General features: G+C 63.4%; 11 protein-coding genes, 1 pseudogene and 1 riboswitch. Of the genes and pseudogenes, 11 read left to right on the top strand and 1 reads right to left on the bottom strand.

What is annotated here, in order from left to right:
- Position 1 precedes the first annotated feature (1 nt).
- The 5 genes from ACG873_RS09610 to ACG873_RS09590 all read left to right on the top strand — a co-directional run bounded on the left by ACG873_RS09610 (position 2) and on the right by ACG873_RS09590 (position 3544).
- The gene (locus tag ACG873_RS09610; RefSeq protein WP_394891501.1) at positions 2-388 is read left to right on the top strand and encodes a type II toxin-antitoxin system VapC family toxin; all 387 of its coding nucleotides are present in this window, start codon (positions 2-4) and stop codon (positions 386-388) included.
- Positions 385-1221 carry an S-formylglutathione hydrolase gene (fghA, locus tag ACG873_RS09605; protein ID WP_394891500.1) on the top strand — a complete coding sequence of 279 codons (837 nt, stop codon included), beginning with the start codon at positions 385-387 and terminating at the stop codon, positions 1219-1221. Before ACG873_RS09610 ends, fghA begins: the two co-directional genes overlap by 4 nt.
- A gap of 111 nt (positions 1222-1332) precedes the next feature.
- Positions 1333-2211 (top strand): cytochrome b/b6 domain-containing protein, encoded by an 879-nt coding sequence (locus tag ACG873_RS09600; protein ID WP_394891499.1) that lies wholly within the window; start codon positions 1333-1335, stop codon positions 2209-2211.
- Between the two features lie 2 nt (positions 2212-2213).
- Positions 2214-3002 (top strand): molybdopterin-binding protein, encoded by a 789-nt coding sequence (locus tag ACG873_RS09595; RefSeq protein ID WP_394893424.1) that lies wholly within the window; start codon positions 2214-2216, stop codon positions 3000-3002.
- Positions 3003-3157: 155 nt separating this feature from the next.
- Positions 3158-3544: a helix-turn-helix domain-containing protein gene (locus ACG873_RS09590; protein WP_394891498.1), complete on the top strand. Its 387-nt coding sequence runs from the start codon at positions 3158-3160 to the stop codon at positions 3542-3544.
- 10 nt (positions 3545-3554) lie between these two features.
- Here ACG873_RS09590 and ACG873_RS09585 read toward each other — a convergent pair whose 3' ends face one another.
- On the bottom strand, positions 3555-4586 hold the full coding sequence (locus ACG873_RS09585; RefSeq protein ID WP_394891497.1) for a hypothetical protein: 1032 nt from the start codon (positions 4584-4586) through the stop codon (positions 3555-3557).
- Positions 4587-4742: 156 nt separating this feature from the next.
- Positions 4743-4830: riboswitch (glycine riboswitch) on the top strand.
- Between the two features lie 147 nt (positions 4831-4977).
- Here ACG873_RS09585 and gcvT point away from each other — a divergent pair.
- From gcvT to parE, 6 genes and pseudogenes are all read left to right on the top strand, one after another.
- Positions 4978-6078, top strand: coding sequence for a glycine cleavage system aminomethyltransferase GcvT (gcvT, locus tag ACG873_RS09580; protein WP_394891496.1), 1101 nt, complete (start codon positions 4978-4980; stop codon positions 6076-6078).
- Positions 6079-6084: 6 nt separating this feature from the next.
- Positions 6085-6453, top strand: coding sequence for a glycine cleavage system protein GcvH (gcvH, locus tag ACG873_RS09575; RefSeq protein ID WP_394891495.1), 369 nt, complete (start codon positions 6085-6087; stop codon positions 6451-6453).
- 10 nt (positions 6454-6463) lie between these two features.
- Positions 6464-9273 (top strand): annotated as a pseudogene (gene gcvP / locus ACG873_RS09570) (aminomethyl-transferring glycine dehydrogenase).
- A 70-nt stretch (positions 9274-9343) separates the two neighbouring features.
- Positions 9344-9622 (top strand): type II toxin-antitoxin system RelE/ParE family toxin, encoded by a 279-nt coding sequence (locus tag ACG873_RS09565; RefSeq protein ID WP_394893423.1) that lies wholly within the window; start codon positions 9344-9346, stop codon positions 9620-9622.
- 11 nt (positions 9623-9633) lie between these two features.
- Positions 9634-9942 carry a HigA family addiction module antitoxin gene (locus ACG873_RS09560; RefSeq protein ID WP_394891494.1) on the top strand — a complete coding sequence of 103 codons (309 nt, stop codon included), beginning with the start codon at positions 9634-9636 and terminating at the stop codon, positions 9940-9942.
- Between the two features lie 102 nt (positions 9943-10044).
- Entirely contained in the window at positions 10045-12111 is a 2067-nt protein-coding gene (parE, locus tag ACG873_RS09555) for a DNA topoisomerase IV subunit B (RefSeq protein ID WP_394891493.1), read from the top strand.
- The last annotated feature ends 9 nt before the right edge of the window (positions 12112-12120 follow it).

Here is a 12120-nt window from a genome sequence, read left to right as displayed (position 1 = left end):
CGTGGCCAGCCACTGGTTTGCGGATACAGAGTTCAGTCGCGCTGCCGATCCGCTTCGCTGGTTGGAGGACCTCGCAGCGCCTGAATTTCTTCTCGTAGAAACGGCGAACGTTCTCTACAAACGCGCGCGGAAGGGCGACATCGCACCAGACAAATGTGTCGAGAGCATCGAAATTCTGCGCAATTCTATTGCTGAGCTGGTTACAGATGTGAGCCTTTTGGCCAAAGCGATCGAGATGGCGCTGGAGTGGCGACATCCTGTCTACGACTGCCTCTATCTCGCGCTGGCGCTGGAGCGGCATGAACCGCTGGTCACCGCCGACAAGCGCCTGGCCTCGCTGGCGCGAAGCCTCAACATCGAAACGCAACTGATCGGGCCTGAACCTTGAAACCAATCTCTCTCGCAAAATCCCATGGCGGCATCCAGGGCGTCTATTCGCATGCGTCGGAGGCTTGCGCCTGCGACATGACCTTCGCGGTATTCGCGCCGCCGCAGGCGGTGGAACAGCGCTGCCCGATCGTCTGGTACCTTTCCGGCCTGACCTGCACGCACCAGAACGTCATGGACAAGGGCGAATACCGGCGCATGGCGGCCGAACTCGGGCTGATCGTCGTCTGCCCCGACACCAGCCCGCGCGGCCCCGATGTTCCCGACGAGAAGGACAACTGGCAGTTCGGCAGCGGCGCCGGCTTCTATGTCGACGCGACGCAGGCGCCCTTTGCGAAGAACTACCGCATGTATTCCTATGTCATGGAGGAGCTTCCCGCGCTTATCGCCGAGCACTTCCCCGTCGACATGGACCGGCAGGCGATCTTCGGCCATTCCATGGGCGGACACGGCGCGCTGACGATGGCACTGAGGAACCCGGATCGCTTCAAAAGCTGCTCGGCCTTCGCGCCGATCGTCAATCCGATGACTGCCGGCTGGTCGAAGCCGGCGCTCGAAAAATATCTCGGGCCGGACGAAGCGGCGTGGCGGGCATACGATGCATGCGCACTGATCGAGGACAGCCACCGCTTTCCCGAATTCCTGGTCGACCAGGGAACGGCCGATGGTTTTCTCGACGACGGCCTGCGGCCATGGCTGTTCGAAGCAGCGTGCGCGAAGGCCGGCATTCCGCTGACGCTGCACATGCAGGAAGGTTACGACCATTCCTATTTCTTCATCTCGACCTTCATGGACGACCATTTGAAATGGCATGCGGCGAGGCTTGGCGCATAACAGCAGGCTCGCGAAAATTTCACTCTCGGCCTGAAACACGTCATTAGGACGGAACGTATCTTAGCGGTAATCTCATCAACGTTGCGGCCGCCACGCCGCAGGAGGCACCGCATGGACGACGTGCATATCCGCGAAATGCCCGACGCGGCTTCCGGGCACGCCGAGGCTGGAACGTTGGTCTATCGGCAATCGGCCTGGACCCGCCTCACCCATTGGATCTGGGCGGTCTCGCTGTTTTTCATGCTGCTCAGCGGCCTGCAGATCTTCAACGCGCATCCGACGCTTTATATCGGCGACCAGTCCGGGTTCGGCTTCGACAATGAAATCCTCGCCATGCGCGCGGAAAACACGCCGGAGGGCCCAGTCGGCTATACGCGGGTGTTCGGCCGGCGCTTCGACACCAGCGGCGTGCTCGGCCTCTCCTGGGTCGACGACACGCCGGTCGGGCGCGGTTTTCCGGCCTGGGCGACGATCCCGTCCTACCAGGATCTGGCGACCGGGCGCGTCGTGCATTTTTTCTTTGCCTGGATTCTTGTCGTCACGCTGGTCGTTTGGCTGGCGGCCAGCTTCGCCAATGGCCATCTGCGCCGCGACCTTGCGCCTCGCCTCGAAGATTTGAGGCGGCTGCCGGGCGACATAGCCAGCCATGTGCGGCTGCGCTTTCACCGCACGCGCGAATACAACACGCTGCAGAAGCTCGCCTATGGCGGCGTGCTCTTCATTCTCCTGCCGCTGATGATCCTGACCGGATTGGCGATGTCGCCGACGATGAACGCCGCTATCCCGTTCCTGGCGGATGCGCTGGGCGGACGCCAGACGGCGCGCACCAGCCATTTCGCCGCGATGCTGCTTCTGGTCGGCTTCTTCATCATCCATATGCTGATGATCCTGGCCGCAGGGCCGATCAACGAACTGCGCTCGATCGTCACCGGCTGGTACCGCACCGACCCGCCCGCGAATGGCGAAACCAACTCCGGAAGGAGTGCGTGACCATGCAGAAATTCCAGATAAGCCGCCGCAAATTCCTGTCCGCCGCCGGCATCGGCGCGTCCGGCCTGGCGCTGTCGGGATGCGACGTGTTCGACGGGCTCGCCCGCGACAGCGCGGTGCGCGGCTTCATGGAAGGCGCGAACGACCTCACCTACCGCGTGCAGCGGCTGATAACCGGCCGCGATGCGCTGGCGCAGGAATTCACCGAAGCAGACATCCGCCAGCCGCAGCGGCCCAACGGCGTGACCGCGCCGGACGACGAAGTGTACAGGAGTCTCTTGCGCAACGATTTTGCCGACTGGCGGTTGGAAATCACGGGCCTTGTCGAAAAGCCGCTGTCGCTGTCGCGCGAGCAACTGCTTGCAATGCCATCGCGGACGCAGATCACCCGGCACGACTGCGTCGAGGGCTGGAGCTGCATTGCCAAATGGACGGGCGTGCCGTTGTCGCTTGTGCTCGACGAGGCGAAGGTAAAACCGCAGGCGCGCTACGCCGTCTTCCATTGCCTGGATTCAATCGAGCGGAGCCTGGCGGGCGATATCAAATATTACGGCTCGGTCGACCTGATCGACGCGCGCCATCCGCAGACAATCCTCGCCTATGGCCTCAACGGCAAGCCGCTACCCGTCGAGAACGGCGCGCCGCTGCGGGTTCGTGTCGAGCGGCAGCTCGGCTACAAGATGCCGAAATATCTGCACCGGATCGAGCTGGTCGACAGTTTCGGCGCGATCGGCCGCGGCAAGGGCGGCTATTGGGAGGACAACGGTTACGACTGGTATGGCGGTATTTGATCCCGGCCGCCAGTCGAAGAATTCCCCTTAAATACAAGCATTTGCTCGATAATTCGTTCGAATGGGTTGTGCTGCCAGCTCCTGTCCTCCATGCTTGGCCGATCCACGCTCAATTCCGGGCGCGGCGATTCCAGCCACCACAGGAGGTATATCGGGTGTCCGACACCACGAACATTTACGAAGAAACGCCGGATCTCGACACGATCGGCGGCCGTCTGTCGCGGGCCCGCGAGGCCAGCGGCCTGAGCGTCAAACACCTTGCCCTGCGGCTTGGGGTGAAGATGGCGACAATCCAAGCTTGGGAAAGCGACCGCTCGCAGCCCGGTTCGCACCGGCTGACGACCTTGTCCGGCCTGCTCGGCGTCAGCCTTTCATGGATACTCCACGGCGTCGGCATCGCGCCCTCCGAGGAGATGGGGGCGTCGCAAAGGGCCGACCTGCTCAACGCGCAACTTGACCGGCTGGTGCTTCTGCACGCCGAAACCGGCCAACTGATCAGCCGCCTTCAAACCGATATGGAACGGATGGGCGCCGCCCGCTAATTCCGCCTACTTAGGCCACCCTGTCGATCAGCGGCAGCAGGTCGGGGTGGATCGACGGCGACATCTGCTTGATGAACTTCAGCAAAGCGCGCTCGTTTTCGTGCAGCGTGGGCTTGCCGCCGATCCGCTCGACCAGCCACCTGGCTTCGGCGGCGTCGATCGATTCGGCGCGGCGGGCCTGCGCCTCACGCGACAGATTGTGGGCTTCCCAATCGGTGTCGACGTTCGCGGAAGGGCTGTAGGCGTCGAGGATTCCAGCAACGCCACCTGAGGCCATGCGGGCGAAAAAGCCGCCGATTCCGACGTCGGAAGCATCAATGAAGGCATCCTGGCGTAGCGCCTTCTCGCGCGTTGGCGCCTCGTAGCCCGATCCACACATGACGAAATTGGCCATAGCCTTCACGAAAAGGTCGTTCCACGACGGATCGTTCGGCGCGTTGGCGGCGCGCTCGTTGATCGTCAGCAGCACCTCGGCCTCGGCGCGGGTGACGGCGACATTGCCGTCGCCACCGAAGGCGTAGAGTATCCGGCGCAGCAGCTCGACCTCCGCCTTGGTGATGCGCCCCGGCTCGAGTTCGCCACCTTTCGCCAATGGGCCTCTGCCGTCCACCACCGCATGCATCACCTGCTGCAGCGCGTAAGCCGAAAGCTTCGCCGGCGAGAACTTCGCCTTTTCCAGCACCGTCACCAGCAGTTCGAGTTCGGTCCGCGTGTCGACCATACCGTCGCGTGAGACGACGCCGATCAGCCACTCGGCATTGGCGGCCGAGATGTAGCCGGAGGGCTTTTCTTGATGGACGATGTAGTCGGTAATCGCCTCGACGAAGAAGATCGGCCATTCCGCGCATTTATCGCTCGAAGCGTCGAGCGCGAACAGTGATTCGGCCTCTTCGGGTGTGACCACGCCATCGCGGAACACCTGGCTGCGCAGCAGAAGCACGTCCTCGGCTGTGATTCGATCCTTCGCTGCAAGTCCGCCAACAGGTGCAGACACGATGCCTTCGCCCATTTTCCCGCCCCCAAAACCAACAAAAGCGGTCATTGCCGCCTCCAAGCCCGGAGCAAGACTAGCAGCATTGATTTGAAGAACCGGTAAGGGGGCGTGGTTAGCAAAGGGTTGTTGAAAGCCATGTCGCAGCCACGTGACAAAGTGTCGGGCATGGGCTACACACAGGCCGTCGAGGGACTTTCGAGTCCCTACCTGTTTGCGGGAGAGAGCAGCGAGAGCTGCCGCCGAAGGGGAAATCGCCCGAAATCTCTCAGGCAAAAAGAACCGTAGACGGGAAAGACACTCTGGAAAGTCGGGGCTGGCCCCCGCGCCGAAGGTGTAAGCGTCGCCGACAGAGTTCCGGTTGCGCGAGTCTCTCAGGCTTCAGACAGAGGGGCACGGAATGGCCGCCACAGCGGCCGCTTACGTGCGCTCTGGAGAAGTCATGACCGACGGATCGATAAGAACACTACCCCTCGAGGATCTGCACAGGTCGGCAGGCGCGCGCTTTGGAGCGTTCGCGGGCTGGTCGATGCCATTGACCTATCCGGCCGGCGTGATGAAGGAGCACCTTCACACGCGCGAACAGGCCGGGCTGTTCGATATTTCACACATGAAGCTGTTCGAAGTGTCCGGACCCGACGCCGCGGCCCTGCTGTCGAAGGCCTGCCCGCTCGACGCCAACGGCCTTGAGGTTTCGCAGTCGAAGCTGACCTTCTTCCTGAACGATCAGGCCGGCATCCTTGACGATCTGATCGTCACCAGGCTCGGCGCAGACCGCTTCATGGTCGTCGCCAATGCAGGGAATGCGGCAGCCGACGAAGCGCATCTGCGCGATCTGGCCAAGAACTTCGACAGCAAGGTCGATCCGCTCAACCGCGTGTTCCTTGCCATTCAGGGGCCGGAAGCCTGGGCCGTGCTTTCCCGCGCCGGGATCGAGACCGGATCGCTGACCTTCATGCACGGCATCGAACCGCGCCAAAACTGGTTCATGAGCCGGTCGGGCTATACCGGCGAGGACGGATTCGAGATCGGTCTGCCTGAAGCCGACGCTCGGGCACTGGTGGAGAAGCTGCTTGCGGACGAGCGCGTGATGTGGATCGGGCTTGCCGCGCGCGACAGCCTACGGCTCGAAGCTGGGCTTTGCCTGCACGGCCAGGACATCACCCCGGAAACCGACCCGGCGAGCGCGGCGCTGATGTGGGCCATTCCCAAGGACCTTCGCGCGACAGGCGCATTTGTCGGCGCTGATGCCTTGCGCAAGATCGTGGCGCGCGGACCGGCCGAAAAGCGCGTCGGCCTGAAGCCGGAAGGCCGCCAGCCGGTGCGCGCTGGGGCGCAACTTTTCGATGGGGCTGGTAATCCGGCCGGCCGGGTCACCTCGGGCGGCTTCGGCCCTTCCGTCGGGCATCCGGTGGCCATGGGCTACGTCCCGGCCGACCTGGCCAAGCCCGGCACGAAACTCTTCGCAGATGTGCGCGGCACCAAGATCGCCGTCGACACGCATCCCCTTCCCTTCACGCAGCATCGCTACCGCAAAGGATAGTTCCTCATGGCGACCACCTATTTCACCGAAGACCACGAATGGATCCGCGTCGAAGGCGGTGTCGCGACCGTCGGCATCACCGACTATGCGCAGGAGCAACTGGGCGACCTGGTGTTCGTTGAACTGCCGGAGGCAGGCCGCAAGCTGGCCAAGGGCGACGTCGCCGTCGTCGTCGAATCGGTGAAGGCGGCGTCCGACGTCTATGCGCCGGCCGACGGCGAGATCGTCGAGGCCAACACCGCGCTCTCCTCCAACCCGGCGCTCGTCAATTCGGCGCCCGCCGGCGAAGGCTGGCTGTGGAAGATGAAGCTGTCCGACGACAGCCAATTGTCCGGCCTGATGGACGAGGCCGGCTACAAGGCAATGATCGGCTGAGGAACTGGACATGACAGACAACCGCGCTGAATTCGCCGGCCGCCATATCGGCCCCGGCCCCGCCGACACGAGGGCGATGCTCGCCGCGCTCGGCCTGCCCTCGGTGGAAACGCTGATCACACAGACCGTGCCGAAATCGATCCGGCTCGACCGGCCGCTGCACCTGCCCGGTCCGACGACCGAGGCCGAGGCATTGGCCGAGCTTTCCGAGAAGATGGGCCGCAACCACGTGCTGAAAAGCTTCATCGGCCAGGGCTATCACGGCTGCCGCGTGCCGCCGGTGATCCAGCGCAACCTGTTCGAGAACCCGGCCTGGTACACGGCCTACACGCCGTACCAGGCCGAGATCAGCCAGGGGCGGCTCGAACTCCTGTTCAATTTCCAGACGCTGGTCGCGGAACTGACCGGCCTGCCGGTGGCTTCGGCCTCGCTGCTGGACGAAGCGACGGCAGTTGCCGAAGCGGTCGGAATTGCGTTCCGCCACCACCGCGAAAAGCGCAGCCGCGTCGTCCTGGCCGGAGAGCTGCACCCGCAGATAGTGGACGTGGTGAAGACCCGCGCCGAGCCGCTCGGCATGGCGGTCAATGGTGGCAAGATCGACGCCGACACGGCGGCGGTCATCGTGCCGTGGCCCGACACTTTTGGGGTTTTCGGCGACCATACGGCTGCGATCGCCAAGGCGAAGGCGGTGGACGCGCTGGTCATCGTCGTCGCCGACCCGCTGGCGCTGACTCTGCTCGAAGCGCCGGGAAAACAGGGCGCAGACATCGCCGTCGGCGCCATGCAGCGCTTCGGCGTGCCGATGGGTTATGGCGGTCCGCACGCGGCTTATCTCGCCGTATCCGACAGGCTGACGCGGCTGATCCCCGGGCGGCTGATCGGCCAGTCGATCGACACCAAGGGGCGGCCGGGCTACCGGCTGGCGCTACAGACACGCGAGCAGCACATCCGGCGCGACAAGGCGACCTCGAACATCTGCACGGCGCAGGCGCTGCTCGCCAATATGGCGGCGGCTTTCGCGATCTGGCACGGGCCGCAGGGCCTGCAGACCCTGGCGCGCCGGGTCCACGCGCAGGCGGCGCGGTTCTCGGCCGGGCTCACGGCCGCCGGATTTGCCATCGCCGGCAATGAGATATTCGACACGGTTACAGTGACGGTCGAAGGGCAGGCCAAAAGAATTGCCGCAGAGGCCGAACTCACCGGCCGGCTGATCCGTGTGATCGACGAAGACCGCGTCGGCATCAGCTTCGACCAGACTTCGGTCGAAGAGGACCTTTGGCGCTGTCGGGCCTGTTCGGTGCGACGCCGCCTTCGGAAGCGGAGCTGATGCTGCCGGAACGGCGGCGCGGCGAGAACTTCATGACGCAGCCGGTGTTCCACGAGATCCGCTCAGAAACGGAGATGATGCGCTATCTCAGGCGGCTGGCCGACAAGGATCTGGCGCTCGACCGCACCATGATCCCGCTCGGCTCCTGCACGATGAAGCTGAACGCTGCGGCCGAGATGATGCCGGTAAGCTGGCCGGAAGTGGCGAATATGCACCCGTTCGCGCCGACCGAGCATGCCGAAGGTTATCGCGCCATGACCGACGAACTGGAGGGCTGGCTCGCCGAAATAACCGGCTTTGATGCGGTTTCCCTGCAGCCGAACGCCGGCAGCCAGGGCGAATATGCGGGTCTGCTCGCCATCCGCCGCTATTACCAGTCGCGCGGAGAAGCGCACCGCAAGGTCTGCCTGATCCCGTCCTCGGCGCACGGCACTAATCCGGCGAGCGCGCATATGGCCGGCATGGATGTCATCGTCGTGCGCTGCACGGAGGAAGGCGATATCGACATCGCCGATTTGAAAGCGAAGGTGGAGCAGCATTCGCAGAACCTCGCGGCGCTGATGATCACCTATCCCTCGACGCACGGCGTGTTCGAGGAAGGCGTGAAGGACATCTGCGCGCTGATGCACGAGCATGGCGGCCAGGTCTACCTCGACGGGGCCAACCTGAACGCGCTGGTCGGCCTGGCGCGGCTGGGCGACATTGGCGGCGACGTCTGCCACATGAACTTGCACAAGACCTTCTGCATTCCGCATGGCGGCGGGGGGCCCGGCGTCGGGCCGATCGGCGTCAAGTCGCATCTGGCGGCGTTCCTACCCGGCCATGTCGAGGCGGGAACGGAACATGCGGTGTCGGCCGCCCCCTATGGCAGCGCGTCGATCCTGCCGATCACCTGGATGTACATCCGCATGATGGGCGGCACGGGCCTCAAGCAGGCGACGGAACTGGCGATCCTCAGCGCCAATTACATAGCCGAGCGGCTGAAAGCGCACTACCCGGTGCTGTTCAAGGGCCGCAACGGACGCGTCGCGCATGAGTGCATTCTCGATACGCGCGTTTTGAAGGAAAATGCAGGCATCGGTGTAGAAGACGTCGCCAAACGCTTGATCGACTACGGTTTCCACGCGCCGACCATGTCGTGGCCGGTGGCCGGGACACTGATGGTGGAGCCGACCGAATCCGAGCCGAAACGTGAGATCGACCGCTTCTGCGAGGCGATGATCTCGATCGCGAAGGAAGCGGATCGGGTGACGAAAGGCGACTGGCCGGCCGGCGACAACCCGCTGGTCAACGCGCCGCATACCGCAGCCGAAACGCTCGCCGCCGACTGGACGCATCCCTATACGCGGCTCGAAGCCGCCTATCCGGGAGGCGATCCGGACAGTGCGGCCAAATACTGGCCGCCGGTCTCGCGCATCGACAATGTCGCCGGCGATCGCAACCTGGTGTGCGCCTGTCCGCCGGTCAGCGAATATCTGGGCGCGGCGGAGTAGCTGGCAAGCCGCCCTTCCCGTTGTAAGCTATTCGTTGACACATGTCAGCGAATAGCTTACAAACTTGCGCGTGATCAAAAGCTTCAGGAACAAGGCTCTGGCGGATCATTTCGCCACAGGCAAAGCGGCGAAGATTGACGCCAAGCTCCACAAGCGCATCACCGTTCGCCTCGACGTTCTCAACGACGCGAAATCAATCGAGGACCTGAACTTGCCGGGCTACAATTTTCATGCGCTCAAAGGATTCAGGCCGACACGGTACACAATCCATGTAAGTGGACCGTGGTGTATCACATTCGAGTTCGCTGGCGAAAACGCCTATCACGTCGACTTCGAGCAGTACCATTGAGGAAGAGATCGATGGCAGAGTATGAAGCGAAAAGGGACCCAACGCGCTGCCCGAGCCACCCCGGAGCTGTGTTGGACGACATCATTCCCGATTTGGGTAAGCCAAAAGCAGAGATTGCGCGGCTACTCGGGATCTCCCGCCAGATGCTTTACGATATCACCGCCGAAAGGAAGCCGGTGAGTCCGACGATAGCCGCAAAGCTCGGCAAGTTGCTGGGCAACGGACCCGAAACCTGGCTTCGGATGCAGGCCTCGTACGACGCTTGGCATGCCGAGCGGGAAGTGGACGTCAGCGGCATCCCGACGATCCGCGCTGCCTAATCGAAGTCGCTTGCCCGGAACATCTTAGGAACCGCTGCCCGTGCGAGCCAAAGCATGACAGTATCTGAGCCTGATTCGCCTACTCAACCGATCTAGGAATTCATGGACGACAACAACGACCTTTTCGCCAATCTGGACCAGCCGCCGGCAAAAGCCACGACCCGCGCGCGTCCAGCCGATCCGCTCGTGCAGGCCGCCGCCAAGCGCGGGGCGACGCCGCAGGTGAAGGACGGCAGCGAAGGCTACAGCGCCGCCGACATCGAGGTGCTGGAGGGGCTGGAGCCGGTGCGCCGGCGGCCGGGCATGTATATTGGCGGCACCGACGAGAAGGCGCTGCACCACCTCTTCGCCGAAGTCATCGACAATTCGATGGACGAAGCCGTGGCCGGCCACGCCACCTTCATCGATGTGGAGCTTGGCGCCGACGGGTTTTTGATCGTCACCGACAATGGCCGCGGCATTCCGGTCGATCCGCACCCGAAATTTCCAAAGAAATCCGCGCTCGAAGTGATCATGTGCACGCTGCATGCCGGCGGCAAATTCGATTCCAAGGTCTATGAGACTTCGGGTGGCCTGCACGGCGTCGGCGTTTCCGTGGTCAACGCGCTGTCGGATCTTCTCGAGGTCGAGGTGGCGCGCGGCCGCCAGCTCTATCGCCAGCGCTTTTCTCGCGGCATACCGCAGGGCGGGCTGGAAGCGCTCGGCGACGTGCACAACCGGCGCGGCACAAAAATCCGCTTCCACCCCGACCCCGACATTTTCGGCAAGGGCGCGCATTTCGAACCGGCGCGGCTCTACCGCATGGCGCGATCGAAGGCCTATCTGTTCGGCGGCGTCGAGATCCGTTGGTCGTGCGATCCGCTGCTGATCAAGGAAAAGGATCCGACCCCCGCCAAAGCGGTGCTGCATTTTCCCGGCGGGCTGAAGGATTATCTAAAAGCCTCGCTCGGCGACGAATTCCAGATCACGCGCGAAATCTTTGCCGGCAAAAGCGAAAAGCAGGGCGGACACGGCTCGATCGAATGGGCCGTCACCTGGTTCGGCGGCGACGGCTTCGTCAATTCCTACTGCAACACCATTCCGACCGGCGAAGGCGGCACGCACGAGACCGGCTTCCGCAACGTGCTGACCCGAGGCCTGCGCGCCTATGCTGACCTGACCGGCAACAAGCGCGCCTCGGTGGTGACCAGCGAGGACGTGATGATCTCGGCGGCGGGCATGCTGTCGGTGTTCATCCGCGAGCCGGAATTCGTCGGCCAGACCAAGGACAAGTTGGCGTCTGTCGAGGCTATCCGGCTTGTCGAGACGGCGATCCGCGATCCGTTCGACCATTGGCTGGCCGACAATCCGCAGGAGGCCTCGAAGCTTCTCGAATGGGTGATCGCGCGCGCCGACGAGCGGGTGCGGCGGCGCCAGGAAAAAGAAGTGTCGCGCAAGAGCGCGGTGCGCAAATTGCGGCTGCCTGGAAAACTCGCCGACTGCACGCAGAATGCAGCGGCCGGCGCTGAACTCTTTATCGTCGAGGGCGATTCGGCCGGCGGCTCGGCGAAACAGGCGCGCGATCGACAGATGCAGGCCATTCTTCCGCTGCGCGGGAAAATCCTCAACGTCGCCAGCGCCGGCCATGACAAGCTGACCGCCAACCAGCAGATTTCCGACCTGATCCAGGCGCTGGGCTGCGGCACGCGCTCGAAATACCGCGACGAGGATCTGCGCTACGACCGGGTCATCATCATGACCGACGCCGATGTCGACGGCGCGCATATCGCATCGCTGCTGATCACCTTCTTCTACCAGGAGATGCCCGATCTCGTCCGCGGCGGCCATCTCTACATGGCCGTGCCGCCGCTCTACCGCATCAGCCAGGGCGGGAAGGTCGCTTATGCGCGAAACGACGCTCACAAGGACGAACTGCTGCGCACGGAATTCGCCGGCCGTGGCAAGATTGAGATCGGTCGCTTCAAGGGGCTCGGCGAGATGATGGCCGCGCAGCTCAAGGAAACGACGATGGACCCGAGAAAGCGCATGCTGCTTCGGGTCGACCTGGAGGACGACGAGGCCGCGACGAAATTGTCCGTCGACGCTCTGATGGGGACGAAACCCGACGCGCGCTTCCGCTTCATCCAGGAACGGGCCGAGTTCGCGGCAACGGAAGAACTGGATATCTGAGGTTTTTGG

This window comes from Allomesorhizobium aridi (genome assembly GCF_043769475.1).
Lineage (GTDB): Bacteria > Pseudomonadota > Alphaproteobacteria > Rhizobiales > Rhizobiaceae > Allomesorhizobium.
This window is presented reverse-complemented; position numbering and strand designations above follow the sequence as displayed.